This is a genomic window from Nocardioides sp. NPDC006303 (genome assembly GCF_040613175.1).
In the GTDB taxonomy this organism is placed as follows: Bacteria; Actinomycetota; Actinomycetes; order Propionibacteriales; family Nocardioidaceae; genus Nocardioides.
Map to the genome: position 1 here is coordinate 56411 of NZ_JBEXRR010000016.1, position 23930 is coordinate 80340.

The window sequence follows — 23930 nt, forward strand, 5'->3', positions numbered from 1 at the left end:
ATATGACGGACACGCCCCCGCCCGGGTATCAGCCCGCACCGGCGCCCTACGGCTTCCCGCAGCCCCCTCCGCATCCCGAGGCCAACACGGCGATGGTCCTCGGGATCGTCGGGCTCTGCCTCTCGGTCATGTGCGGCGGGATCGGCGTCTTCATCGCACCGTTCGGATGGGTCAAGGGCAAGCGCGTGATGGCCGAGATCGACGCCAACCCAGCTGCCTACAGCGGGCGCGGCAACGCTCAGGCCGGTTTCATCACCGGTCTCATCGGGACGATCTTCGGGGCGCTCTACATGCTCTTCTGGATCGCCTACATCATCTTCATCATCGTGATGATCGTCGTCGCCTCCAACGAGACCGACAGCACGACGTTCGACAGCATCAACGCGATGCTGAGCAGCCGAATCTGACGGATGGACTGCGGCTACTTCACCTCCGGCGCCTGCCGCTCCTGCCGCTGGCTGGAGATGGCGTACGCGGACCAGCTCGCGCAGAAACAGCAGCGGGTCGCGGCGGCTCTCGGTGACGTACGTTGGGAGGAACCGGTCTCCAGCCCGGAGGCCGGTTTCCGCAACAAGGCGAAGATGGTCGTCGCCGGGTCGGTGGAGGCGCCGACGCTGGGGATCCTGTCGCACGACGGTCTTGGGGTGGACCTGCTCGCGTGCGGGCTGCACACCCCGGGCCTGCAGGCCGCGCTGCCGGTCCTGTCCCGGTTCGTCACGACCGCGCGGCTCACTCCCTACTCCGTGCCGGAGCGGCGCGGCGAGCTCAAGCACGTGATCGTCACCGAGGCGCCCGGCGGGGAGCTGATGGTGCGCTGGGTGCTGCGGTCCACCGAAGCGCTGGCCCGGCTGCGCAAGCACCTTCCGGCGCTGCTGGACGAGCTCCCGATCGCCGTCGCCTCGGTGAACATCCAGCCGGAGCACAAGGCCGTCATCGAGGGTCCTGAGGAGATCTTCCTGACCGCCCGCGAGGCGCTCACGATGGAGGTCAACGGGATCGGTCTGCGGCTGCGCCCCCACTCGTTCTTCCAGACCAACACCGATGTCGCGGCCGCGCTCTACCGCCATGCCCGCGACCTGGTCTCCTCGGCGGCACCGAGGTCGGTGTGGGACCTCTACTGCGGCGTCGGCGGCTTCGGGCTGCACGTCGCCGCTCCCGGGCGGGAGGTGCTCGGTGTCGAGTCCAGCGAGCAGGCCATCGAAGCGGCCGCCTCGACCGCCGCGGAGCTGGGACTGCGGGGCACCAGCTGGGTGGCCGGGGATGCCGCTGCGTACGCCCTCTCGGCCGGCTCCGCGCCCGACCTGGTCATCGTCAACCCGCCGCGGCGCGGGATCGGCTCGTCGCTCGCGGGGTGGCTGGAGCAGTCCGGGGTCGAGCACGTCGTCTACTCCTCGTGCAACGTCGACACCCTCGCCCGCGACCTGGGCGACATGCCCTCGCTCCGCCCCGTCTCGGCAAGACTGCTCGACATGTTCCCCAACACCGATCACCACGAGGTTCTCCTGCTCCTGCAGCGGACCTGATGCCGAGTCGGCTCGTTCGAACGCGCCGACTCGACGGTGAATCACGTCAGTTCGCGCCGACTCGGCGCGATCTGGTCAGGGCCAGCCCACCGAGGACGAGGCCGGCGAGGCCGAGGACGATCGCCATTCCGCCGCCGACCACGCCGTTGCCGGTGCCGGGTCCGCCGTCGGCCACGAGCAGGTTGACGACGCCGACGACGAGGGCGATCGCGCCGCAGGCGAGCGCCACGACGGCGCCGTTGCGGCCACGGTGGCCGACGCCGCGTACGGCACGGGCCAGCGCTGCCACGCCGGCGACCGCTCCGGCCAGGCCGACGAACGCGGCGAGCGTCGCCCACAGCCGGGCGGTGGTCAGTGTGTAGGCGCCGACGTCAGGGTCGGCGGCGCTGATGAGTACGTCGTTCAGGGACATGGAGGACTCCTTCATCGAGTTCGATCGGATGACTCGATCGTCCCGTCGGCGCACGCCGGAGTCGTCCTGCCTGCGTGGACTCTTCGGGGCCGTCGCTACTGCGTACGTGGTAGCCGGATCTCCTGCGTCAGAGGGACTCGCGGGCGGCGGGCGCGGGCATATCCTGCTCGCATGGCCAGGCGGCGGATCACGGTCGGAGACTGGGTCATCGCCGCTGGAGTGGCCGTGGCCCAGCTGGCGGCTGCACTGAGCGGCGGTCAGCCCGACTCCGGCAACGAGCTTCTCGGCTACGCCGCGCTGGTGGCGAGCGGTCTGGTCCTGGTCCTCCGGCGCCGGGCGCCGGTCGCCGTGCTGGTCGCCAGCGGCGCGTGCGGGCTGGCCTTCCAGGCACTCGGGTTCGACGTCGCGGTGATCGCGTTCCTGGTCGCCGTCTACGCGGCCGTGCGGGAAGGGCACCGGCTGGTCACGGTGCTGGCCGCGGTGGTGATGCAGAGCGGGCTGTTCCTGGTGGCGTACGCCTCGGTGGGTGATCTCGGCGCCGCCTCCGAGCAAGCGCGCGGGGCCCTGGAGATCGCCTGGCTGATCGCGGCAGGCGCCGCCGGCGAGGCGCTCCGGCAGGCCGAGCGGCGTGCCGACGAGGCCGAGCGCACCCGGGAGGCCGCTGCCCAGCGCCGGGCCGACGACGAGCGCCTGCACATCGCCCGCGAGCTGCACGACTCTCTCACCCATCAGATCTCGGTGATCAAGGTCCAGTCCGAGGCCGCCGTCCACGTGGCCCAGCGGCGTGGCGAGGAGGTCCCCGAGTCGCTGCTGGCGATCCGGGAGGCCGGGCGCGAGGCGGCCCGCGAGCTGCGGGCGACGCTGACGGCGCTGCGCGACGACGATCCGAACCCGCCGCGGGGGCTCGAGGACGTACCCGACCTGGTGGGGTCCGTCGGGTCCGCCGGGCTGGACGTCACGCTGACCGTCGACGGGCAGCCCGGCGCGGTGCCGGTCGCGGTGGGCCGGACGGCCTACCGGATCGTCCAGGAGGCGCTGACCAACGTGACCCGCCACGCCGCGGCCACCACCGCGTCGGTCCACATCGACCACCGGCCCGACTCGCTCGGGATCCGGGTCGAGGACAACGGCACCGGAGCGCCGGCCACGACCGTGCCCGGCATCGGGCTGCTCGGGATGCGGGAGCGGGTCTCCGCCCTCGGAGGTCAGCTGCGGGCACAGCCCCGCGAGGAGGGCGGTTTCATGGTCGAGGCACGGCTGCCGGTGGAGCGTACGTCGTGATCCGGGTGCTCCTGGTCGACGACCAGCCGCTCATCCGCAGCGGCTTCCGGGCCCTCCTCGACATCGAGGACGACATCGAGGTGGTCGCCGAGGCCGCCGACGGTGCCGAGGCGGTGACGCTCGCCCGCGCGCACCTGCCGGACGTGGCGATGATCGACATCCAGATGCCCGTGGCCGACGGTCTCGAGGCCACCCGACGGATCGCCGCCGACCCGGCGCTGGCTGACGTGCACGTCGTGATCCTGACCAACTACGGCATGGATGAGTACGTCCTCGAAGCGCTGCGCGCCGGCGCTGCCGGGTTCCTCGTCAAGGACGTCCAGCCCGAGGACTTCGTGCACGCAGTGCGCGTCGCCGCTCGTGGTGACGCCCTGCTCGCGCCATCCGTCACCCGCGCGCTGATCGACCACTACGTCAGCCAGCCCTCCCCGGCCGACGCACCCCTCGGGCTCGCCGAGCTGACCAACCGGGAGCGCGAGGCGGTCGCCCTGGTCGCCCGCGGCATGACCAACGACGAGGTCGCCGAGGCCATGGTGATCAGCGTGCTGACCGCCAAGACCCACATCAACCGGGCGATGACCAAGCTGCACGCGCGCGACCGCGCTCAGCTCGTCGTGTTCGCCTACGAGTCCGGGCTGGTCGCTCCTAGAGCTCCACGCCGAGCATGACGGGCTCGTTGACGAGCACGATCCCGTACGCCGCCTCGACCCCGTCGCGTACCTCTCTCGCCAGGGCGAGCAGGTCCTCGGTCGTGCCCTCGCCGCGGTTTGTGAGGGCGAGGGTGTGCTTCGTGGAGAGGGACACGCATCGGTTCCCGTGGCCCTTCTTGAAGCCGGCGTGGTCGATGAGCCAGGCGGCGGAGGTCTTCACCGTGCCGTCGGGCTGGGGGTACGCCGGAGCGCCCTCGGGCACGTCCTCGGGTGCGACCACGGGGTTGGTGAAGAACGAGCCCGCCGACCAGGTGTCGTGGTCGGCCTCGTCGATGACCATGCCCTTGCTGCGGCGCAGGGACAGCACGGCCTCGCGGATCTGCTTGGACGGCACCCGGGTGCCCTGCTCGACGCCGAGGGCGCCGGCGAGCTGCGCGTACGCGATCGGGGAGCCGGTCTCGCCGTCGGTGCCGAGCCGGAAGGTGACCTCGAGGACCAGGTATCGCCCGGGTCGCGCCTTGAACCGCGACCACCGGTAGCCGAACGCGCACTCCCCGGCGGTGAAGCTCCGCACCTCGCGAAGCTCGCGGTCGAACACCTTGACCGAGGTGATGGTCTGGGAGACGTCCTGGCCGTATGCCCCGACGTTCTGGATCGGGGTCGCGCCGACGCTGCCGGGGATGCCGGAGAGCGCCTCGACGCCGCTCCAGCCCTTGTCGACGGCGGTCGCCACGAAGTCGTCCCAGGTCTCGCCGGCAGCCACCGTGACGCGTACGCCGCCCTCGAGCGGCTCCGCCGCCACGCCTGTGTTCGCCAGCTTGATGACGGTGCCAGGGAAGCCGGCGTCGGCGACGACCAGGTTGCTGCCGCCGCCGAGGACGAGCACGTCCTTCCCGTCCTCATCGGCCGCGGTCACGGCCTCGACGATCTCGTCCTCGGTGGTCGCGGTGACGAACTCCGCCGCCGGGCCGCCGAGATGGAAGGTGGTGTAGTCGGAGAGCTTTTCAGACACGTACGGAGACCTTCGGCATGCCGAGGACCTTCTGGTCGCCGGAGAGGACGGTCAGGGCGATCGTCGCCAGCCCGTCCTCGACCGACTTCACGGTGCCGCTGATCGTCACCGAGGTGCCCTCGTCGTCATCGGGCACGACGACCGGGTTGGTGAACTTGGCGCCGAAGTCGACGACCTCGGCACCGTCGGTCCACTCCGAGACCGCTCGGGCGACTAGGGCCATGGTGAACATGCCGTGGGCGATCACGCCGGGGAGGCCGACGGCGGTGGCGATCCGGTCGGACCAGTGGATCGGGTTGAAGTCACCGCTCGCACCGGCGTAGCGCACCAGCGACGCCCGGGTGACGGGGTAGGTCTTCGGGGCCAGCTCGGCGCCTGCTTCGAGTGCCATCACGCGACCTCCGCCGCTCGGTGGACCAGGGTGGCCGAGGTGGTGCAGACGACCGCCCCGGATTCGTCGGTGATCTCCGAGACCGTGCCGATGATGTCGTTGCCGCCGATCTGTCGAAGCGAGGCGACGCTCAGGGTCGCGACCAGCACGTCGCCCGGCGCGATCGGCCGGGCGTACGAGAACTTCTGCTCGCCGTGCACGATCCGCGACAGCTCGACCTGGACGTCGTCCAGGAAGGCGTTCATCGCGTCGAAGGCGAGCACGATCGGGAACGTCGCCGGAACCGGGTCCCCGCTCTCCCAGTCCACCCCGGTAGCGGCAGCGAACTCCCGCACCTTCTCATCGGTGACCCGATAGGGCCTGGTCGGAGGAAACGCGCGCCCTACGAGCGACCCATCAACTGCCATGCGGGCAACTCTAGTGGCCAGCCGAGAAGTCACCCACGTCGGCCGAAGCGTCAGGCGCGCTGGCCGAGTTGGCAGGCCAGTGCCAACTCGGCCGACCGGGGTGACTTCTCGGCCGACGGGGCTGACGCTTCGGCAAATGACGAACGCCCCGCCTCCCGGAACTCGGGGCGGGGCGTTCGGAGCGCCGATCAGCGTCGCGCTCTACTGAGAGGATTCAGCGGGTCTCGCGGTGCGCGGTGTGCTTGCGGCAACGCGGGCAGTACTTGTTGAGCTCGATACGGTCGGGGTCGTTCCGACGGTTCTTCTTGGAGATGTAGTTCCGCTCCTTGCACTCGGTGCAAGCGAGGGTGATCTTCGGGCGAACGTCGCTGCTCTTGCTGGCCACAGGAGTTTCCTTACGGTGCTGATCGAGGTGATGCGGTCTTTGGCGGTAGCGGGGGCGGGGATCGAACCCGCGACCTCACGATTATGAGTCGTGCGCTCTAACCGCCTGAGCTACCCCGCCTCAACAGGAATCGGGCCCGCAGTATTCCTACTGCGGGACCCTCAACCCAAGAATCCTAATGGACCCAGAGCCCCTTTACGGAATCGAACCGTAGACCTTCTCCTTACCATGGAGACGCTCTGCCGACTGAGCTAAAGGGGCGTTGCGTGAGAGAACATTACGGCAGGGGCGCCATGCTCAACAAATCGACACGGCCCCTCCCTCCGCCGACCGCATCATCGCAGGTCAGCGGGGTCCTCGGCGCCTCGACCGGGCTCCCAGATGCGCGCGAAACCCATCGCCTCCTCGAGCTCATATGACAGCTCGAGGAGCATTCGCTCACGCCCCGGCGCCGCCCCGAACATCATCCCCTGAGGCAACCCGGCGAGGGTCTGCTGAATCGGCAACGACACCGCCGGCCCACCGGTGACGTTCTGCCACGGCGTGAACGCCACCCAGTCCATCAGCCCCTTCATGACCAACTCGTAGACCTGGCCCGGTGCCAGCCGCCCGATCTCAGGGGTCTCGTGCGCGACCGTGGGCGTCAGGACGACGTCGTACGCCGCGTGGAACCCCTCCGCGATCGCCTGCGCCTTGCGCAGCCGGACGATGGCGGCCGGGACGTACTTGGCGTTCTTGAGCGTGTGCTGGGCGAGGCCGACCGTGAGGTTGTCGAGCCGGCTGCGGTCCCAGGTCTTGCCGCGGAGCGGGCCGGCGTTGACCAAAGCGACCGCCAGGGTCCCCCAGTAGAGGACGAAGTCGTCGGCGAAGGTCTCGGGCACCGGCGGCGGCACCGTCTCGACGCTGTGCCCGAGCTCCTCCAGCACCGCCGCGGTCTTCAGCGTCAGCTCGGCGATCTCGGGGCTGGCGTCACGCCCGAGCGCACCCGTGAAGATGGCACAGCGCAGCCGCTTCGACCCGGGGCCGGTCACGTCCCCGATCGGCCGCAGCGAGGTGTGGCGCGCCTTCTCGGCCTCCCGGAAGAAGGCGGCGGTGTCGCGCACCGAGCGGGTCAGCACGCCGTCGGTGACGATCTTGAGCGGCAGCAGGCCGTAGAGCGGATCCTGGGGCAGCCGGTCTCGGGTCGGTTTGAGTCCGACCAACCCGCACGCAGCGGCCGGGATCCGGATCGAGCCACCGCCGTCGTTGCCGTGGGCCATCGGTACGGCCCCGGCGGCCACCAGCGCACCCGAACCTGCCGACGAAGCACCCGCCACGCGGCCGGTGTCCCACGGGTTGCGCACCGCACCGAGACGCGCGTGCTCGGCCGTGCCTGAGAACCCGAACTCCGAGAGCTGGGTCTTCCCCAAGGACAACAACCCGAGCTTGAAGAGCAGCTTGGTCATCTCGCCGTTGCGTGAGGCCGGCGGCATGACGTACGAGTCCGTGCCGTTCCTGGTGGGCACGCCGGCGACGTCGGTGTTGTCCTTGATCAACGTCGGGACGCCGGCGAAGAAGCCGGCCCGGGGAGCACGCGCCTGGATCCGGGCCCGGTCGAAGGTGCGGTAGGCCATCGCTCCGAGCGCGGCATCGACCGCCTCGATCCGGGCGATGGACGCCTCGACCGCCTCGAGGGTGCTGAAGTCACCGCGTCGCAGGGCCTCGGCGACCCCGACCGCGTCGAGAGTGCCGAGTACGTCGTCGGTGAAGGCGTGCACACGGGCCATGAGACCAACGTTAGGCGGCGGGGAGCCTCAGAGGAGGAAGTACGCCACCAGCGGAACCAGGAGACATGTCACAACCGCGGTGAGTCCCATCGCCAGTCCCGAGAAGGCGCCCTCGACCCGGCTCTCCTCCAGCATCCGGGCGGTGCCGATGCCGTGGGAGACCGCGCCGACGGCGATGCCGCGCGCCCGCGGGTCGCGGATGCGGAGCAGGGTCAGGACCCGCGGCGCGACCATCGCGGCGAAGGTGCCGATGACGATCGCGAAGCACGCCGACAGCTCCGGGTAGCCGCCCAGCCGCTCGGCCAGCGCGATCGTCACCGGAGCCGTGACGGCCTTCGTGGCCATCGTCCGCTCCAGCACGTCCCCGCCACCGAGCCAGCGCACCAGCAGGATGCCGCTGACCATCGACACGACAGCGCCGGCGGTCAGCGCGACCAGGACGGGCACCACCATCCCCTTCAGCCGCGCGACCTGGTGGTAGAGCGGGATCGCCAGCGCGACCGTCGCCGGGCCGAGCAGGAAGCTGATCAGCCTGGTGGCGTCGGCGTAGTCGTCGTACGTCGTGCCGCTCACCACCAGCAGGGTGCCGACGATCACGATCGCCACCGCCACCGGCTGGGCCAGCGGGGAACGGGTCCGCGCCCGAAGCCACCGCCCGAACTCGTACGCCGCGACCGTCACGAACAGCCACAGGATGACGCTCACTCGATCTCCTCCCCCGGCGCACCTTCGGTGCCGGTGACCTCGGGCACCTGGCGCAGGAACAGGGTGAGCACCCAGCCGACGACGGCCAGCCCGAGGAACCAGGAGCCGAGCAGTGCGACGACGATCGGCAACGCCGCGTCGCGGATGACCGCGAGGTAGGCGATCACGCCGACTCCGGCTGGGATGAAGAAGAGCTGCAGGTGGGAGAGGAAGTAGTCGCCGACCTGGATGACCGGGTCGTGCTCGCCGTCGCGGTGCCGCAGGACGAGGACGACGAAGAGCAGCAGCATCCCCACGACGGGGCCGGGCAGCGGTATCCCGGTCAGCTCGACGATCGCGGTTCCGGCCAGCTGGCATCCGAGCAGCCAGAGCAGGCCGACGATCACGGGGTCAGAGACTCGATCGCCATCGCGGCGCAGCCCACCAGGCCCGAGGAGTCGCCGTGGAGCTGAGCCATGAAGGTGAGCTCGCGGGTGGCGATCGGGTTCGAGCGGGCGTAGACGCTCTCCCGCACCCCGGCGGTGTAGAGGTCGAAGGCACCGGCCATGTCGCCGCCGATGACGACGACCTCCGGGTTGAGCAGGTTGACGGCCGTGGCCACGACCTCGCCGAGCTGTCGTCCGCCCTCGCGCAGCAGCCCGCGCGCGACGGCGTCACCGGCGAGCGCGGCGGCCACCAGGTCGCGTACGTGGCCGGCGGGGACCCCGGAGTCGGTCAGCCGCTGGGCGAGCGCCCAGCCGGACGCGACGGTCTCCAGGCAGCCGGTCGAGCCACAGCGGCAGGGCCGGTCTCCGGCCGCGTCGATGCGGGTGTGCCCGATCTCGCCGGCCGCCCCGAGGGCGCCGGTGACGACCTTGCCGTCGACGATGATGCCCATGCCGAGACCGGTCGAGGCCTTGACGACCAGGGCGTTGCGTACGGGATGGTCGGAGTTGAAGAGCTCCGACCGCGCCAGCGCGTGGGCGTCGTGGGCGAGGATCAGCGGCGCGTCGGTCAGCGCGGTGAAGTAGGGGGCCAGCTGGACGCCGTCCCAGCCGCCCATCGCCGGGGTGTCGATGCTCATCCCGAGATCGGGGTTGACCACCCCGGGCAGACTCATCCCGATCGCCAGCACCGGCAGGTCGATCGAGGTCACCATCTTGGTCATCCGCTCGACGACCTCGGGCATCAGCACCTCGGCGGAGATGCCGACCTCGTGGTCGCGGGTGTCGCCGGCCAGCTCGCGCCCGGCGAGGTCGAAGACCGCCGCCTGGCTACGGCTGCGGCCCACCGCCACGGCCAGCACGACCCCTGGGTCTGAGGATTCGTCACTCACGACTGCAGTCTAAGCACGAACTGAGCATGAGCACCGACGCGACCTAAGACCGCGAGCGGAGCCGGGCGTTGGGAAGCGGGGGTGCCGGGATCGGCCGCTGGTGGTTGCCCTCGACCACGCCGAAACGGCCCTCGGCCAGGTCCTGGGAGTCCTCGACCAGCTCGCCGCCACCGCGGGTGACCTGGCTCTGCCACTCCTCGCGGAACCCGACGACCTCCTCGTGGGTGCGCCCGACGAAGTTCCACCACATGATGATCGACTCGCCGAACGGCGTACCGCCGAGGAGGAGCAGCCGGGTCCACGCCTCACCGGCCTGCAGGATCAGCGTGGTGGCGCCCGGAGGGGCGTAGGCGAGGGAGTCCTTCTCCACCTCGGCCGAAGCCGGACCGGACGCGCCCAGGCCGGTCATCGACACCTCGCCGGTGTCCACGAGTACGCCGTGCTCGAACCGCTCGTCGACCGGGATCTCGAGCCGGGTGCCGGGCTCGAGCAGGATCTCGGCGCCGAGGATCTCGGAGTGGGTCCGCACCGGCGAGGTGACGCCGAGGAGCGACCCCATGAAGACCCGCACGGTCGCCCCGTCACGCTCGATCGGCGTGGGCGCGTGGTTCTGGAACGCCGGCTCGACGTCGCGGAACTCGTCCGGCAGCGCGACCCACAGCTGCGCCCCGTGCAGGACGGTGGTCTCGGGCGTGGAGTTCTCCGAGTGGGAGATCCCGCGGCCGGCGGTCATCAGGTTGACCTCGCCCGGGCGCACCATCGCGACCGTGCCGACCGAGTCGCGGTGCTCGATCTCCCCGGTGAACAGCCAGGAGACCGTCGCCAGCCCGGTGTGCGGGTGGGGCGGCACCTCCATCCCGCCGGAGACGACGACGTCGTCCGGACCGTAGTGGTCCAGGAAGCACCACGCGCCGATCAGCGAGCGCGAGCGGGCGGGCAGGGTGCGGCGTACGTTCATCGCTCGTGGGCCGCCCAGCGGGACGTCGCGCGGGGTGATGATCTGGATCTCGACGCCTTCGTCCCCGTTTCCACCGACGCACTCGACGGGGGTGGGGTGCGCGTCCAGGTTGGTCATATCTTCAACGATATCTCGTACGTTGCCTCGCCATGCCGACGTCACACCGAGGTCGCCGAAGGGCTACCTCGATGCCACACGATGTGGCCGTGCTCATCGCTCAGCTCGCGAACTTCGTCGGCCCCACCTCCGGCGGCATGAAGACGGCTCTGGAGGCCCTCGCCCGTGGCTATCTCGAGGCGGGCCACGACCGGCTTCTGGTCGTCCCCGGCCCGTACGACTCGGTCACCTCGACCGACCTCGGCGAGGTGGTGCAGCTGAGAGCGCCGCGCGTGGGTGGCGGCTACCGGCTGATCATCGAGCCGTGGCGGGTGACCGACGTGCTGACCCGCTTCAACCCGACGAGCCTCGAGGTCAGCGACAAGTTCACGATGCTTCCGGTATCCCGCTGGGCCCGGCGCCAGGGCATCGGGACGGTGCTCTTCTCCCACGAGCGGCTCGACGAGTACATGCCCACCTACACCGGCATGGACACCACCTCGAAGGTCTCCACCGCGCTGCTCAACCGGATGCTGGTGCGCTCCTTCGACCAGGTGCTGGTGACCTCCGACTACGCCCGGCACGAGTTCGAGCCGCTGGCCGCGACCGTCGGCTGCCCGATCGCGCAGGTGCCTCTGGGCGTCGACCTCGACTTCTTCCAGCCCTCGCTCGGGCACCGCGACGACACCCTGAGGCTCGTCCACGTCGGCCGCCTCTCCCGCGAGAAGTCCCCCGACCTCGCGGTCGCCACAGCCGTCGAGCTGCATCGCCGCGGGTTCGACGTACGCATGGACGTCTACGGCGACGGGCCGCACCGTGCCGAGATCGAGGCCCTCGCCGCCGGAGCCCCGGTCGTCTTCCACGGGCACGTCTCCGACCGCCACCGGATCGCCCGGGCGCTGGCCGAGGCCGACGTGGCCCTCTCCGTCTGCCCGCGCGAGACCTTCGGGCTGGCCGTCCTGGAAGCCCTCGCCAGCGGTACGCCGGTGGTGACCGCCGACCGCGGCGGCGCGCGGGAGCTCATCGACCCCCGGTGCGGAGCCTGGGCGTCCGCCCGTCCGGCGGCGCTGGCCGACGCCGTCATCGACGTCGCCGAGCGGCCGGTGGTGGCGACCCGGCACGCGGCACGCGAGCGGGCCGAGCAGTTCCCCTGGTCGCGCACGATCGAGGACATGCTGGAGCTTCACGAGAGCCTCGCGCAGGAGACCGCGCCGACCTATCTCCTCGCGCGCTCGCGGCAGCGGCAGGCGGCCAGGCGCTCCCGCCGCTACGCATGAACGGAGCGAAGTCATCAGGGTGTCGGAGCGCACTTTCTGTTGGGACGCCGTTACCCTGCTGTGACCATTCCAAGCCAATGACACGTGAGGCGCACATGAGCGAGCTGACGACGAAACAGCGCACGCACTTCGCCGACTCCTTCGGCCCGGTGTGTCGCGCGTACGGAGAAGATCCGCTGACCTCCTACGACTATCGAGACGTCACCTGTGGTGAATGCCGGCATGCCGCGCCGTACATCAGCGCGTTGCCCGAGCACCTCAAGCCCAGGTCGACCAGGCGGCGCTCGTGGCCGCGATCGATGCAGGACCGCTAGGAGACCCGGATCTCGGTCCGCTCGTGCCGCGCCGGCGTCCACCTCACCGCCGACCGTGACCGAGCGAGCCCGACGATCCCGGTGACCAGCAGCGCGCCGGCGCTCACCGCGACCCACAGCGTGGGGGCGGACGCGCCGAAGGCGACCACCGCGGCGACGTACGAGACGGTGGGGTTGGTGATCGTCATCGCCGCCATCGCCCAGGGCAGCGGTCCGGCGGCGAGGGCCGCCTGGGTGAGCACGATCCCGAGGCCGCAGGTGCACAGCAACCCGTAGAACGCCGGCAGCGTGAGCAGCCCGAGGAATCCGTCGGCGGCGGCCCGGTCGGCGGTGATCTTCAGCAGCACCGAGGTGGTCGCGAACGAGCAGCCGGCGGCGACCGCCGTGGTCGCCGCCGCGACCGGCGGCGGGAACCGGTGGGCCACCAGCAGGAGTACGCAGATCACGACCGCCACACACCCGGCGAAGAGCGCGACGCGGCCGACGTCAGCATAGGTGCCGCCGCGATGGTCGTCGGTGACCAGCAGGATCACGCCGCCACAGATCGCGGCCCCGCTGGCCCAGTCGGCGACCGTCGGCCAGTGGCGGGCGGCGATCGAGGCGAAGACGAGCGCGAAGAGCAGCTGCGTGGGCATCACCGACTGCACGACGGAGACCGACCCCAGGTGGAGCGCGACCGCCTGCACCCCGAAGCCGATCGCGTTGATCATCGCGCCGGTGACCCACAGCGGGTTGCGCACCAGCGCCAGCATCAGCTGCTCGACGCCGGCCATCCCGCCGCTGCGGCCGGGCGCGAGCGCACTGGCGCGCTGCTGGACGGCGGCGGAGAGCGAGAACAGGACGCATGCGCCGATGGCCAGGCTCACGGCCGCAGCATGATCCATGCTTCGACGCTAGACCTCGCGAGGAAAGCCCATCCGCCGCTCACGCGATCATCGCGCGATCAGCGGATGAACCCTGAGGGTCAGATCTTCACCTTCGCACCCAGGATCTCGCCGTACTCGACCCCGAGGACCGAAGGGTCGCCGTCCTTCGGCACCAGCACCGCGACCATCACCGCTGTTCGGATCGACAGGTTCTTGCCGGCCTGGCTGCGGAACTCGTCGAAGGGCGGGTTCCACTCCCACTCGGTGCCCTGGCCACCGACGATGCTGTCGACGGTGAACTCCAGCATCGCGAACACGCCCTCGCGCGTCTGCACCATCCGGGGTCCGGTCTCATCGAATGGCTCCACGGTCGTCTTGACCGTGTCCACACCCATCTCCGCGACGTACGCGTCCATCTCGCGCCGCGGTGCCCGGAGCTTCTTGAGGCCGGCGAGACCATCGACGGTCTTGGGCTTGCCGAGGTACGCGTCGATCTTGTCGGCGACGTCCTGGACCCGCTTCGCATCCGCCGCGGAGACCGGCGCGGCACCCTCGACCTCGGTGGGGATGTGGCTCGCCTTGACCTTGACCTCGCCACGGTGCTTCCAGGGCGAGAGGGCGTCCTGCTGCTCGTAGACCGCCAGCGCGGGCTTCCGGCCGCCGCCGTCGATCTCCACGATGGCCCACATCGGATACTCGCTCCGCTGCACCGACCAGACCCGGCCCGGGTCCAGGTTCAAGGTGCGCGGGCGCTGCTTGTAGCCCGTGGCTTTGGCCGCGACCGTCGCGGCCTGGAACATGGCGAGCACGGGACCAGTGGCGGCCTGGTCCCACGCCTCGACCTTCCACTTCCCGCGCCCGTTCGCCCTGATGGCCTCGTTGCTGCGCGCGTTCCAGTCCCGCATCACAACACCGACGTCGTCGCTCCGCAGCGAGACCTTGCTGGCCTCGTCGAGCTCGACGGACGCGGGCATCGAGCACCCGGTGAGCGAGAACGCCACGACGCCGATCCCGGCCGCCATGCCCAGGCGGCGGTAGAGCCCGCCGGCCGGCGGGCGCGGCATCGCCGGGCCCGGGCCCGTCAGGACCGGACGGGCCGGCTGGGTCGGGTAGCTCGGCTGGACGGGGTGGGGCGGCTGGACGTACGCAGCCGGTGGCCGGGGCGGCTGCCACTGATCCTGGCGCTCACGCTTCCTGGTCAGCAGCACGACGACAGCGCCGAGCAGCAGCAGGGCGCCGAAGCCCGCAACGCCCAGCGCGACCAGGAAGATCCCATCGAGCCGATAGCCGAAGGCGAGCTTGATCGGCGCACCGTCCCGGCTCGCGGCCAGGAACGAGACCGGCTCCCCGGTGAGCGTCACGTTCAGCTCCTGGGTCCCGGAGCCCGAGACCGTCTCGTCCCACCACGGCGCCTCGGAGGCATCCGGCACCTTCTCGCCCGAGCCGGCGGCACCGCTGACCCTGGTCAGCGGGGTCTTGGCGATCTCGACGGCCTTGGTGCCTTTGACGACGTCGAGCACGTCGACCGGGTTGCCGACACCGACGTACGCCTCCCCCATCGCCTCCACGCGGACGGTGACCGGAAGACGGTCGAAGGCGAACGCCTCCGGCGTGGAGTACGCCGCGCCCTGCTGGATCGGGGTCTCCTTGCCCATCACGACGTCGTCGGGTCCGGCTGCGATGGCCAGTCCCGCTCCGACGAGAAGGAGTGGTGCACCAAGCAGACCGAGGAGCACCGACAGGAGGACCCTCCCGCCCTTCTTCGGCCGACGGGAATCAGCGATCAAAGGTGCGTACGTTGCCGAGCTCATCGATGCCTTCTAGGTGGGGGTCCCGAGAAGAGGACGCGGCAATCTAGCGCGCTCGCCGAATTCCAGGAACCCATTAACCCGACCGGGCATGGTATTACTCGTCGGTATGGAACGTTTACGTCCACTTGGTAATTACGAAGCCGTGTCGGACGGAACATCGCACGGTGAGCATCCCTAGCGTCATGAACCGCACGCGGACGTGTCGAAGCGAGTGTTATCAGCTCGGCGGCCGCGCTGCGATCGATTCGAATTGACGATGAAAGGTATGAAATGAGCAAGAAGACAGGGCTGCTCCGCCGCGCCGCGGCCATCGCCGCCTTCTCGGGTGTCGCCGTCGCACTGACCACCGGCACCGCCGTCGCCGCTCCGGCGCCGACCACCGCCAGCGTCTCCTCCTCCGACCTCTCGCCCTCCTCGCAGAAGGCGTGGGAGGACTTCATCCTCGGCGGCTCCTACGTCGCCGGCGGTGCTTCCCAGATGGTCAGCGGCGCCTGGGTCGGCGCCCCGGGCCTGATCCTCGCCGGCGCCACCGGCTCCCCCATCACCCCGGAGCAGCTGGCTGCCTGGGAGAACTGGGACGAGGGTGGCCACAAGATCGGTGAGGGTGCCGCCATGATGGTCGCGGGCGCCTACGTCGGTGCCCCCGGCATCATCCTCGACCAGATCGCGGGCGGGGCGACCCCGAGCGACCTGTCGCCGGCCGAGCTCGAGCAGGTCACGTTCCTCATCCCGCAGGACAGCCCGGCGCTCGACGGTATCTCCACCGACCAGATCCCGAACCCGATGGCTCCCTTCGGGTCCTTCTGAGCGTCGACATGACGACCGCCGACCGACCGTAGCTCCCACCACGATCCGATCGGCGCCGTCCCCAGATGGCCCCGGCCGTGCCTTCGCGCACGACCGGGCCATCTGCGCATTTACGCGCGTTCAAACAAGAACGTTGCAGATTGGCGAAAATTACGTCATTACATTTCATTTGTCATTAGTTGACATGAAAACAGCCGTGTCGACTTACTGCGATGGTCGTTGATTCTCCTAGCATCACTTCCCGGATGCGAACGTATCGATGCATCTGTTATCGATCCGGGGGTCGCGTCCGTGCGTGATGTTTCAATTCGAATTGATCGATGAAAGGTACGAAATGAACAAGAAGACAGGGCTGCTCCGCCGCGTCGCGGCCGTCGCCGCCTTCTCGGGTGTCGCAGTCGCACTGACCACGGGTACCGCCACCGCAGCCGACGGCACCCACCACAACCGCACCGAGGCCGAGTGCATCGCGGAGAACTCCTCCGGCGCCTCGGACCTCTCGCCCTCGAGCCAGAAGGCCTGGGCCAGCTTCATCTGTGGCGCCGGCCAGGCCACCGGCGGCGCCGCTCGCATGGTCAGCGGCGCCTGGGTCGGCGCCCCGGGCCTCATCCTGATGGGTGCCACCGGCGGCGACCTGAGCCCGGCGCAGAAGAAGGCCTGGGTGAACTGGGACGGTGGCTCGCACCAGGTCGGCAACGGTGCCGCCCTGGTCGTCTCCGGCGCGTACGTCGGTGCGCCGGGCATCGTGATGGACAAGATCATGGGCGGCGCGCTGCCGTCCGAGCTGTCCGACAGCGAGATGGAGCAGGTCTCGTTCCTGCTCCCGATGGAGAACCCGGCTCTCGACGGCCTCCCCGTCGACCAGGTCCCGAACCCGCTGGCGCTCGGCACCTTCTGAGAAACATGACCATGGCCGAGTGATCAACCCCCTACCGACTGCTCGGCTACGTCACACAGGTGGCCCTGGGCGTGCACACGTGCACAGCCGGGGCCACCTGCACGTTTTCCGTCGTGATCAGGCGTGTTCAGTCGTACGCCAGTGGCTCCTCGATCACGTCCATCACCGCTCTGGCGATCCAGTAGTGCCGGCCGCCGCGGCCCGACCGGCCGGCGGACTCGATCCACCCACGCCGCTCGGCGTCCTGGATCAGGTTGCGGGCACCCTGGTTGGTCAGACCGGTCGCGTCCTGGACGCGCTTGACGGTCAGGTAGGGGTTGGCGAACAGCAGCGTGACCAGCCCGGACAGGTTGGCGCGCGAGGTGGCGGCCTCGTCGAGATAGCTCTCCCGGAGCGCGACCAGTCGCTCGGACCTGGTCGTGGCGTCCTCGGCCGAGCGTCGCACCGCGGTGAGGAAGAACTGCAGCCACTCCTGCATCTCACCGCGCTCCCGGACGCTCTGCAGCCGCTGGTAGTAGGTCTGACGGTTGGCCTCGATGTAGCCCGAGAGATAGAGCAGCGGCGTGGTCATCCGCCCCTCCTCCATCAGCATCAGGTTGATCAGCAGCCGCCCGATGCGCCCGTTGCCGTCGAGGAACGGGTGGATCGTCTCGAACTGGTAGTGCATCAGCGCGCACCGCACCAGCGTCGGACTGAGGTCGGGGACGTTGACGTACGCCTCCCAGTCGGCGATCAGCTCGGGCAGGTCGGGCGGGAGGGGTGGGACGTACGCAGCGGTGGTGGGGTTGTCGGTCGGCGACCCGACCCAGACCGGGCTCCGCCGGAACTCGCCGGGGTGGCGCTCGTGACCCCGAACCCCGGTGAGCAGGGTCTTGTGGAGCTCGAGGACGAGCCGCTGACTGAGCGGCCAGCTTCTGATGAGCTCGAAGCCCTGGCGGGTCGCGGCCAGGTAGGCCTTGACCTCGGCGACGTCCTCACTCCTGGTCGCCTGACCGCTGACCTCGTCCTGGAGGACCTCCTCGAGGGAGGTCTGGGTGCCCTCGATCCGGGAGGAGGCGACCGCCTCCTGGGTCAGGTAGGGCCCGATCAACAGCTCGGGGTCCTGGATCAGCGCGCTCACTCCCTGGAGGCGCCCCAGCGCGGCGTCGGCATCCGAGAGCGCCTTCACGGTCAGTGGCTGTAATGGCAGGTCACGCGGGATGTGGGCGGGTTTGTAGTACCAGTAGGCCCACTTGTTCCCCGGCTCCCGCGTCGCCCTGCCGAACTGCGGAGCGTCGTACCTCTCCGGATCCATGACCGGTCAACTTACCACTCAGGCGTGGTTTGAGTTGGAAGTTTATGAGAACTTCCAAGTGGAGCTTGGGAGTTCCCCACCAACCTCCAAGTCAGAGGCGGTCGAGCAGGAGCTCGGTGGCTCGCCAGAGCTCGTCCTGGGCGGAGGCGTCGGTGGCCGGATCCGCGGGAACGAGCTCGCGCCTGTGCTTCTCGGTCACGTACAGGCCGCTTCGCCCGGCGTAGCGCGCCTCGGCGGCGAGGTCGACGATCAGGCCCGCGCCGCGAGCAGGGTCACCGATGCGCAACGCTCGGAGGACCCGCTCGAGCCCGGCTGCGAATCGGAGGTCGCGACCCAGGCCCGTCACGTTGAACCCCGGGTCCACACAGTTGGCGGTGACCATGGAACCGTCGAGCCTCCGAGCGAGCGCGAGCGTGAACATGATGTCGAGGAGCTTGCTCTGTCCGTAGCGCTCCGACGACCCGCGGGCCGTGAACGGGGTCGTGTCGCTCAGGACCTGCGGGATACGGAGGTCGCCGTGTCGACGTGACGCCTCGGACGCGACGTTGACCACCCGGCCCGCGGGAGAACGCTGCAGCGACGGCAGCAGCTCACGGGTCAGCACGAAGGGCGCGAGGTAGTTGACCGCGATCATCTCGGGGAGCCCGTCCGCCGTGACCCGCGACTCGAAGGCATGTATCCCCGCGTTGTTGATGAGTACGTCGATCCGCCCGTGCCGAGACCGGATGTCCTCGCCCACCTTGCGCACCTCGCCCGGCCGGGAGAGGTCGACCACGAACACCTCCGGATCCGCGGTAGGAGCTACCTCGCGTACGGACGAGATCGTGGCCTCGGCGCGCTGCGCGCTCCGCGCCGTGATGACCAGGTGCGCTCCCGTCGCGGCCAGCGAGGTCGCGGCGAGGGCACCGAGGCCACCCGTCGCCCCGGTGAGGACGATCGTCGGAGCCTCGTCGTTCATGCGGCACTGCCTCTCTTCGACCCAGCGGCCGATATAGTGTGGATATGCCCACTATATCTAATGGTGTGCAAATGCCCATTACTTGGAGAGCTGCATGACCCCAGCGACCACACGGCTCGGCTTCGAGCTCAACGCTCTGCTCAGTGCCTCGCGTGCGCTCACCGAACGGTCCGCCGCGGCGTTCCACGAGGAGCTGCGTCCGGCCGCCTTCCACCTCGCTCGCTGGCTCTATGCGTACGGCCCGGCCAGACCGAGCGCCGTGGCCGAGGCCGTGGCGATGGATCGCAGCTCCGCGAGCGCCCTCTTCGGACGCATGACGTCCCTCGGTCTGGTGCGGAGCGATCGCGCGCCGGAGGACGGGCGCTCGGTGCTCGTGTCCCTGACCGACACGGGTCGCACGCAGGTCGAACGAGCGCTCGCGCTGCGTCAGGACGAGCTGGAGCAGCGTGTCGAGGGCTGGTCCGAGGACGACCTGGATCGGCTCGTGTCGCTGCTCCATAGGTTCAACGAGCTGCCGGGCGGCGGGGTGCAGCGAGACGGCGGTTGAACCTAGTGTGGGAACCGTGCAGTTCGGCCAGTACCCCTCTCCACGTCATACGATCGCCCACCTCTCCGACCCCCACCTCTACGCCGGGGACCGGCGGATCTTCGGCAAGGTCGACCCGACGCCCGGGTTCGAGCGGGCGCTGGATCGGCTGCGGGGGATGACGATCCCGCCGCAGGCGATCGTCTTCACCGGTGACCTCGCCGACCTGGGTGAGCGCGACGCCTACGTACGCCTCCGGAAGCAGGTCGAGCCGGTCGCCGCGGACCTCGGTGCCGAGATCATCTGGGTGATGGGCAACCACGACGAGCGGGAGGTCTACTCCGAGGTGCTCTTCGGCGAGGCCTCCGACGCACCGCAGGACCGGGTCTACGACATCGACGGGCTGCGGATCATCGCCCTGGACACCACCGTGCCCGGCTGGCACCACGGCGACATCACCGAGCCGCAGCTGGAATGGCTGGCCGAGGTGCTCACCGAGCCCGCGCCGCACGGCACCCTGCTCACGATGCATCACCCGCCGGTCCCGCTGCCCCTCAACGAGGCGAGCGTGATCATCGAGCTCGACGGTCAGGACCGGCTCGCTCAGGTGCTGGCGGGGACCGACGTACGCGCTGTCCTCGCAGGTCACCTGCACTACTCGACCTTCACCACCTTCGCCGGCATCCCGGTCTCGGTCGCCTCCGCGAGCTGCTACACCTCGGCGCCGGCGACCCTCGACCGCTACTCCGCCTCCGTCGACGGACACCAGGCGATCTCGCTGGTCCACCTCTACGACGAGGGCGTCGGTGACGTCCCCGGCGCGCCGGTCGTCCACACCACGGTGCCGATCGGCGAGGCCCCCGAGGTCGCCGGCTTCCCCTCCTCGGTCCTCGAGAAGCTCGGCCCGATGACCCCGGCCGAGCGCCGCGACCTCTTCTCCCGCAAGGGAAAGGCCGCTCGTGCCCTGCGGCGTCAGCTTCGAGACTGACCAAGGACTGCCTCGATCTCCGACTCGAGGCTGATGCGGGCGTACGTCCGGGACCGGAACGATTGCTGCGAAACGTCAACGACGACAGGAGCAGCCATGTCTCGGACCCTCGTCCGCACGGGCACCGCAGCGATCACCGCGGTGCTCCTCCCTCTGACGGCCGTGCCGGCCGCGTACGCCCAGCCTGATCCCGGACCCGCGGCGATGGCACCGGACCCGACAGCACTGACCCGGGAGGCGACCGCGATCGCCGAGCAGGCCGCCGCCGAGCGGAAGGGTCTCCGGGCCCGGTCGGCGACTCCCACCGCCGCCGACCTCGACCGTGCCGTCGACGCCTTCATCGCCGATGGTGCCGTGGGCGTGACCGCGCGGGTCGAGACACCCGGCATGAAGTGGTCGGGGGCGGGTGGCGTACGCGAGCTGGGGAAGAAGAAGCCGGTCAGGCCCGGCGACCGGTTCCACGTCGCCAGCAACACCAAGACGCTGATCGCGACCCTGGTGATGCAGGAGGTCGAGCGCGGCGGCTGGACCCTGGACACGCCCGCCAACGACCTGCTCCCGGGCACCTTCCCCGACGGCGTCACGATCAAGCACCTGCTCAACCACACCTCCGGCGCCCCACGCGGGCCCGAGGAGATCCTCTTCGACCGCGTCGAGGACCCGAGCTCGTGGGACCAGCTGATCGACGCGCTCGGGCAGTACTACTCCGAGGCCGAGCACCTCGCCTTCATGCGCGGCGCGGGCTGGCTCTTCGAGCCCGGCACCGACTTCTCCTACTCCAACTACGGCTATGTCGCGCTCGGGGTCATGCTCGAGAAGGAGACCGGGGAGCGGATCGAGGATCTCGTACGCGACCGGGTGCTCGAACCCGCAGGCATGCGGCAGAGCGCCTACCCGACCGATGCCCGCAACCGCGGCCCCTTCCTCGAGGACGCCGGCCACTACGAGGGCAGCTGGCGGCCGATGACCGACCTGCATCCGAGCATCTTCCATGCCGCCGGGGCCGCGACGAGCACCACCGAGGACCTTGCCGACCTCAACGAGTCGCTCCTCACCGGGAAGCTGGTCAGCCCGGCCTCGGTCGAGAAGATGCTGCCGCCGATCGCGGGCAGCGCCGACCCGGACTACGGGTTCGGGATCTACCGGGTCGCCGACCCGTGCAACCCCGGCGAGTATCTCTACGGCCATGACGGCGCCCACATGGGTGCGCAGTCGATCAGCTGGGGCTCACCGGACGGCACCCGCCAGATCACGCTCGGCTGGACCGGCCGCAACTGGGACAGCACCGACCCGATCTACGACCTCGGTCTCCTGCTCGAGCCGATGCTGCTGGCGACCTGCTGAGACGCTGGGTGCCGTCGCCGGCGTCAGGGTCGCAGGATGCGACGCTCGATCGCGGTGGCGACGGCACCGGCTCGGGTGTCGACGCCGAGCTTGGTGTAGATGTGGGAGAGGTGTGACTTGACCGTCGCCTCGCTGACCAGGAGCTCGCGGGCCATCTCCTTGTTGCCCAGGCCCCGGGCGAGCAGCCGCAGGATCTCGATCTCGCGCGGGCTCACCTTCGGAGTCGGCGAGGCGGCCCGCTGCAGCAGCCGGGTCGCGACCGATGGGGCCAGCACGGTCTCTCCTCGTGCGGTGCCGCGGATGGCGCGGAACAGCTCGTCGGGCGGCGCGTCCTTCAGCAGGTAGCCCGCCGCGCCGGCGTCGACTGCCTCGAGGACGTCGGCCTCGGTGTCGTAGGTCGTCAGGACGAGTACGTGCGGCGGCGACGGCAGCTCGCGGACCAGCCGGGTGGTCTCCGCGCCGCCCGGTCCGTCGCCGAGGCTGAGGTCCATCAGCACCACGTCGGGCCGGGTCTCGCCGACGACCGCAACGGCCTGGGCGGAGTCGGCCGCCTCGCCGACCACGTCCAGGTCGTCCTGGGCGTCCACCAGGGCGCGTACGCCTGCCCGGACCACCGGATGGTCGTCCACCAGCACCACCCGGATGCGTTGCTCAGCCACGACGTTCCTCCCCCTGAGATGGTGTCTGACCGGCCGCGAACGAGGCTGCGACCACCGTGCCCTCGCCCGGGGCGCTCTCGATGGCCAAGTCTCCACCCAGCAGGCGGGCGCGAGCCCGCATTCCGGCCAGGCCGTGACCGCGCAGCCCGTCGGGTTCCTTCAGGTGGGCCGGTTCGAACCCGGCTCCGTCGTCGCGTACGTCCAGGGCGACCCCGCCCTCGTGGAAGGTGAGGGAGACGACCGCCGTGGTCGCGCCGGCGTGCTCGGCGACGTTGGCGAGGGCGCCCCGCAGGGTGCGTACGACGGCGGTCGCCACCCGCCCGCCGACTTCGTGCGGGTCGCCGTGGACGTGGACCGGGACGCTGAGCCCGGTGGTGGCGGCGACGTCGTCGGCGACCTGGCGTACGGCGGTGGCCAGCGCCGATCCGCCTGTCAGCTCGGTGGGGGCGAGGTCGCGTACGACCCGGCGCGCCTCGTCGAGCGAGGATCGGGCCATCGTCGCTGCCTGGTCGACGTGTGCGCGGGCGTCGGCCGGGCGCGACTCCCACTCCTGGTCGGCCGCCTGGAGCAGCAGGTTGATGCTGGTCAGACCCTGGGCGACGCTGTCGTGGATCTCCCGGCTCAGCCGCGCGCGCTCGGCCACGACACCGGCTCGGCGCTCGGCGTCGGCGACCTCGTCCTGGGCCGCCTCCAGGTCTGCGAGGAGCGCGCGCCGGGTGACCGCGTCGCGCTCGAGAGCGCGGTAGGTGGTCACCGCGAGCACCGCGACGCAGACCGGGCCGAGCAGCACGGTCGGGTCGGCCAGGCCGGTCATCCGGCTCCACGCGACCGCGACGACCGCGACGAGGAACACCGTGACAGCCACGGCCCAGCGGAACGGCAGCACCCGCAGCGCCAGGAAGACGAGCGGCACCGCCGCCCACGAGAACGACGGCGCGATCAGCGCCAGCACGGTCCAGCAGGCGACCACTGCGGCCAGCCAGACGACCGCGGCCGTGCCGGCGAGGCGGCGGCCGGCGGCGTACGCGATCAGGAGGACGGCCGCGCCGGGCAGGACCACTTCGGCCTGGTCGCCTAGGCCGTGTCCCTGCAGATAGCGCGCGACCGAGGCGATGACGAGCACCACCAGCGAGATGTGGAGCCAGCGGTCGAGCAGCGTCTGGCCGGCCAGGATCCCACCGGTGCGCGGGCTGAGCCCCGAGGTTGGCGCGGTATCGGTCGACATGGTCGTTCCAGGCTAGGCCGGTCGCGCGGCTCCGGCATCATCCGATCGGCTATCCGGGGTGT

27 protein-coding genes and 2 tRNA genes are annotated in these 23930 nt (G+C 70.2%); 11 read left to right on the top strand and 18 right to left on the bottom strand.

Annotated elements, in window-relative coordinates:
• Positions 1-2 precede the first annotated feature (2 nt).
• Both ABZY89_RS14345 and rlmC read left to right on the top strand, forming a co-directional pair.
• Positions 3-407, top strand: coding sequence for a DUF4190 domain-containing protein (locus ABZY89_RS14345; RefSeq protein WP_355228135.1), 405 nt, complete (start codon positions 3-5; stop codon positions 405-407).
• A 3-nt stretch (positions 408-410) separates the two neighbouring features.
• Positions 411-1523 (top strand): 23S rRNA (uracil(747)-C(5))-methyltransferase RlmC, encoded by a 1113-nt coding sequence (rlmC, locus tag ABZY89_RS14350; protein WP_355228137.1) that lies wholly within the window; start codon positions 411-413, stop codon positions 1521-1523.
• A 46-nt stretch (positions 1524-1569) separates the two neighbouring features.
• On the opposite strand, the gene ABZY89_RS14355 is transcribed toward rlmC, so the two are convergent.
• Entirely contained in the window at positions 1570-1935 is a 366-nt protein-coding gene (locus ABZY89_RS14355; RefSeq protein WP_355228139.1) for a DUF6223 family protein, read from the bottom strand.
• 171 nt (positions 1936-2106) lie between these two features.
• Between ABZY89_RS14355 and ABZY89_RS14360 the strand changes: the two genes are divergently transcribed.
• Together ABZY89_RS14360 and ABZY89_RS14365 are read left to right on the top strand one after the other, a co-directional pair.
• On the top strand, positions 2107-3216 hold the full coding sequence (locus ABZY89_RS14360) for a sensor histidine kinase (protein ID WP_355228141.1): 1110 nt from the start codon (positions 2107-2109) through the stop codon (positions 3214-3216).
• Positions 3213-3884, top strand: a complete 672-nt coding sequence (locus ABZY89_RS14365; RefSeq protein WP_355228143.1) for a response regulator transcription factor — start codon at positions 3213-3215, stop codon at positions 3882-3884. The genes ABZY89_RS14360 and ABZY89_RS14365 overlap by 4 nt, the downstream gene beginning before the upstream one ends.
• On the opposite strand, the gene ABZY89_RS14370 is transcribed toward ABZY89_RS14365, so the two are convergent.
• The 11 genes from ABZY89_RS14370 to ABZY89_RS14420 form a co-directional block, all read right to left on the bottom strand.
• Complete coding sequence (locus tag ABZY89_RS14370) at positions 3862-4878, bottom strand: UDP-N-acetylmuramate dehydrogenase (protein WP_355228144.1); 1017 nt, start codon at positions 4876-4878, stop codon at positions 3862-3864. The genes ABZY89_RS14365 and ABZY89_RS14370 overlap by 23 nt on opposite strands.
• Positions 4871-5269, bottom strand: coding sequence for a MaoC/PaaZ C-terminal domain-containing protein (locus tag ABZY89_RS14375; protein ID WP_355228146.1), 399 nt, complete (start codon positions 5267-5269; stop codon positions 4871-4873). Before ABZY89_RS14375 ends, ABZY89_RS14370 begins: the two co-directional genes overlap by 8 nt.
• Positions 5269-5676, bottom strand: coding sequence for a MaoC family dehydratase N-terminal domain-containing protein (locus ABZY89_RS14380; protein ID WP_355228148.1), 408 nt, complete (start codon positions 5674-5676; stop codon positions 5269-5271). The genes ABZY89_RS14375 and ABZY89_RS14380 overlap by 1 nt, the downstream gene beginning before the upstream one ends.
• Positions 5677-5890: 214 nt before the next feature.
• The gene (gene rpmG / locus ABZY89_RS14385; protein ID WP_091042824.1) at positions 5891-6061 is read right to left on the bottom strand and encodes a 50S ribosomal protein L33; all 171 of its coding nucleotides are present in this window, start codon (positions 6059-6061) and stop codon (positions 5891-5893) included.
• A gap of 46 nt (positions 6062-6107) precedes the next feature.
• Positions 6108-6181: transfer RNA gene (locus tag ABZY89_RS14390), tRNA-Met, on the bottom strand.
• Positions 6182-6249: 68 nt separating this feature from the next.
• Positions 6250-6322: transfer RNA gene (locus ABZY89_RS14395), tRNA-Thr, on the bottom strand.
• A 74-nt stretch (positions 6323-6396) separates the two neighbouring features.
• Complete coding sequence (locus ABZY89_RS14400) at positions 6397-7827, bottom strand: amidase (protein ID WP_355228150.1); 1431 nt, start codon at positions 7825-7827, stop codon at positions 6397-6399.
• Between the two features lie 27 nt (positions 7828-7854).
• Complete coding sequence (locus tag ABZY89_RS14405) at positions 7855-8532, bottom strand: LrgB family protein (protein WP_355228152.1); 678 nt, start codon at positions 8530-8532, stop codon at positions 7855-7857.
• Positions 8529-8918, bottom strand: a complete 390-nt coding sequence (locus tag ABZY89_RS14410; RefSeq protein WP_355228154.1) for a CidA/LrgA family protein — start codon at positions 8916-8918, stop codon at positions 8529-8531. The genes ABZY89_RS14405 and ABZY89_RS14410 overlap by 4 nt, the downstream gene beginning before the upstream one ends.
• Positions 8915-9847: an ROK family protein gene (locus tag ABZY89_RS14415; RefSeq protein ID WP_350663270.1), complete on the bottom strand. Its 933-nt coding sequence runs from the start codon at positions 9845-9847 to the stop codon at positions 8915-8917. The genes ABZY89_RS14410 and ABZY89_RS14415 overlap by 4 nt, the downstream gene beginning before the upstream one ends.
• A 43-nt stretch (positions 9848-9890) precedes the next feature.
• Positions 9891-10922 carry a pirin family protein gene (locus ABZY89_RS14420; protein WP_355228156.1) on the bottom strand — a complete coding sequence of 344 codons (1032 nt, stop codon included), beginning with the start codon at positions 10920-10922 and terminating at the stop codon, positions 9891-9893.
• Positions 10923-10993: 71 nt separating this feature from the next.
• Between ABZY89_RS14420 and ABZY89_RS14425 the strand changes: the two genes are divergently transcribed.
• Both ABZY89_RS14425 and ABZY89_RS14430 read left to right on the top strand, forming a co-directional pair.
• Positions 10994-12178 (top strand): glycosyltransferase, encoded by a 1185-nt coding sequence (locus ABZY89_RS14425; RefSeq protein WP_355228157.1) that lies wholly within the window; start codon positions 10994-10996, stop codon positions 12176-12178.
• Between the two features lie 95 nt (positions 12179-12273).
• On the top strand, positions 12274-12492 hold the full coding sequence (locus tag ABZY89_RS14430) for a hypothetical protein (RefSeq protein ID WP_355228159.1): 219 nt from the start codon (positions 12274-12276) through the stop codon (positions 12490-12492).
• Here ABZY89_RS14430 and ABZY89_RS14435 read toward each other — a convergent pair.
• A complete protein-coding gene (locus ABZY89_RS14435; RefSeq protein WP_355228161.1) occupies positions 12489-13376 on the bottom strand; it encodes a DMT family transporter in 888 nt (295 codons plus the stop codon). The genes ABZY89_RS14430 and ABZY89_RS14435 overlap by 4 nt on opposite strands.
• An 80-nt stretch (positions 13377-13456) precedes the next feature.
• Positions 13457-15169, bottom strand: a complete 1713-nt coding sequence (locus ABZY89_RS14440; RefSeq protein ID WP_355228163.1) for a hypothetical protein — start codon at positions 15167-15169, stop codon at positions 13457-13459.
• Positions 15170-15439: 270 nt separating this feature from the next.
• Between ABZY89_RS14440 and ABZY89_RS14445 the strand changes: the two genes are divergently transcribed.
• Together ABZY89_RS14445 and ABZY89_RS14450 are read left to right on the top strand one after the other, a co-directional pair.
• Positions 15440-15976: a type III effector gene (locus ABZY89_RS14445; protein ID WP_355228165.1), complete on the top strand. Its 537-nt coding sequence runs from the start codon at positions 15440-15442 to the stop codon at positions 15974-15976.
• Positions 15977-16310: 334 nt separating this feature from the next.
• Positions 16311-16874 carry a type III effector gene (locus ABZY89_RS14450; protein WP_355228167.1) on the top strand — a complete coding sequence of 188 codons (564 nt, stop codon included), beginning with the start codon at positions 16311-16313 and terminating at the stop codon, positions 16872-16874.
• A gap of 127 nt (positions 16875-17001) precedes the next feature.
• On the opposite strand, the gene ABZY89_RS14455 is transcribed toward ABZY89_RS14450, so the two are convergent.
• Positions 17002-18168: a Fic family protein gene (locus ABZY89_RS14455; protein WP_355228168.1), complete on the bottom strand. Its 1167-nt coding sequence runs from the start codon at positions 18166-18168 to the stop codon at positions 17002-17004.
• 91 nt (positions 18169-18259) lie between these two features.
• Positions 18260-19126, bottom strand: coding sequence for an SDR family NAD(P)-dependent oxidoreductase (locus ABZY89_RS14460; protein WP_355228170.1), 867 nt, complete (start codon positions 19124-19126; stop codon positions 18260-18262).
• Positions 19127-19220: 94 nt separating this feature from the next.
• Here ABZY89_RS14460 and ABZY89_RS14465 point away from each other — a divergent pair, with 94 nt between their 5' ends.
• The 3 genes from ABZY89_RS14465 (at position 19221) to ABZY89_RS14475 (ending at position 21984) form a co-directional block, all read left to right on the top strand.
• Positions 19221-19673: a MarR family transcriptional regulator gene (locus ABZY89_RS14465; RefSeq protein WP_355228172.1), complete on the top strand. Its 453-nt coding sequence runs from the start codon at positions 19221-19223 to the stop codon at positions 19671-19673.
• 16 nt (positions 19674-19689) lie between these two features.
• Positions 19690-20640: a metallophosphoesterase gene (locus ABZY89_RS14470; protein WP_355228174.1), complete on the top strand. Its 951-nt coding sequence runs from the start codon at positions 19690-19692 to the stop codon at positions 20638-20640.
• A gap of 96 nt (positions 20641-20736) precedes the next feature.
• Positions 20737-21984 carry a serine hydrolase domain-containing protein gene (locus ABZY89_RS14475; protein ID WP_355228176.1) on the top strand — a complete coding sequence of 416 codons (1248 nt, stop codon included), beginning with the start codon at positions 20737-20739 and terminating at the stop codon, positions 21982-21984.
• A 23-nt stretch (positions 21985-22007) separates the two neighbouring features.
• Here the strand turns inward: ABZY89_RS14475 and ABZY89_RS14480 are convergent, their stop codons facing one another.
• Entirely contained in the window at positions 22008-22643 is a 636-nt protein-coding gene (locus ABZY89_RS14480) for a response regulator transcription factor (protein ID WP_355228178.1), read from the bottom strand.
• Positions 22636-23868: a sensor histidine kinase gene (locus ABZY89_RS14485; RefSeq protein WP_355228179.1), complete on the bottom strand. Its 1233-nt coding sequence runs from the start codon at positions 23866-23868 to the stop codon at positions 22636-22638. Before ABZY89_RS14485 ends, ABZY89_RS14480 begins: the two co-directional genes overlap by 8 nt.
• Positions 23869-23930 lie beyond the last annotated feature (62 nt).

Excerpts from the sequence above, each read along its gene's own strand:
- ABZY89_RS14485 (WP_355228179.1), bottom strand. The coding sequence starts at position 23,868 with ATGTCGACCGATACCGCGCCAACCTCGGGGCTCAGCCCGCGCACCGGT.
- ABZY89_RS14400 (WP_355228150.1), bottom strand. The coding sequence starts at position 7,827 with ATGGCCCGTGTGCACGCCTTCACCGACGACGTACTCGGCACTCTCGAC.
- ABZY89_RS14460 (WP_355228170.1), bottom strand. The coding sequence starts at position 19,126 with ATGAACGACGAGGCTCCGACGATCGTCCTCACCGGGGCGACGGGTGGC.
- ABZY89_RS14345 (WP_355228135.1), top strand. The coding sequence starts at position 3 with ATGACGGACACGCCCCCGCCCGGGTATCAGCCCGCACCGGCGCCCTAC.
- ABZY89_RS14355 (WP_355228139.1), bottom strand. The coding sequence starts at position 1,935 with ATGTCCCTGAACGACGTACTCATCAGCGCCGCCGACCCTGACGTCGGC.
- ABZY89_RS14375 (WP_355228146.1), bottom strand. The coding sequence starts at position 5,269 with ATGGCACTCGAAGCAGGCGCCGAGCTGGCCCCGAAGACCTACCCCGTC.
- ABZY89_RS14420 (WP_355228156.1), bottom strand. The coding sequence starts at position 10,922 with ATGACCAACCTGGACGCGCACCCCACCCCCGTCGAGTGCGTCGGTGGA.
- ABZY89_RS14440 (WP_355228163.1), bottom strand. The coding sequence starts at position 15,169 with ATGAGCTCGGCAACGTACGCACCTTTGATCGCTGATTCCCGTCGGCCG.
- ABZY89_RS14425 (WP_355228157.1), top strand. The coding sequence starts at position 10,994 with ATGCCACACGATGTGGCCGTGCTCATCGCTCAGCTCGCGAACTTCGTC.
- ABZY89_RS14430 (WP_355228159.1), top strand. The coding sequence starts at position 12,274 with ATGAGCGAGCTGACGACGAAACAGCGCACGCACTTCGCCGACTCCTTC.
- ABZY89_RS14450 (WP_355228167.1), top strand. The coding sequence starts at position 16,311 with ATGAACAAGAAGACAGGGCTGCTCCGCCGCGTCGCGGCCGTCGCCGCC.
- ABZY89_RS14360 (WP_355228141.1), top strand. The coding sequence starts at position 2,107 with ATGGCCAGGCGGCGGATCACGGTCGGAGACTGGGTCATCGCCGCTGGA.
- rlmC (WP_355228137.1), top strand. The coding sequence starts at position 411 with ATGGACTGCGGCTACTTCACCTCCGGCGCCTGCCGCTCCTGCCGCTGG.
- ABZY89_RS14380 (WP_355228148.1), bottom strand. The coding sequence starts at position 5,676 with ATGGCAGTTGATGGGTCGCTCGTAGGGCGCGCGTTTCCTCCGACCAGG.
- ABZY89_RS14435 (WP_355228161.1), bottom strand. The coding sequence starts at position 13,376 with ATGGATCATGCTGCGGCCGTGAGCCTGGCCATCGGCGCATGCGTCCTG.
- ABZY89_RS14455 (WP_355228168.1), bottom strand. The coding sequence starts at position 18,168 with ATGGATCCGGAGAGGTACGACGCTCCGCAGTTCGGCAGGGCGACGCGG.
- ABZY89_RS14475 (WP_355228176.1), top strand. The coding sequence starts at position 20,737 with ATGTCTCGGACCCTCGTCCGCACGGGCACCGCAGCGATCACCGCGGTG.
- ABZY89_RS14465 (WP_355228172.1), top strand. The coding sequence starts at position 19,221 with ATGACCCCAGCGACCACACGGCTCGGCTTCGAGCTCAACGCTCTGCTC.
- ABZY89_RS14445 (WP_355228165.1), top strand. The coding sequence starts at position 15,440 with ATGAGCAAGAAGACAGGGCTGCTCCGCCGCGCCGCGGCCATCGCCGCC.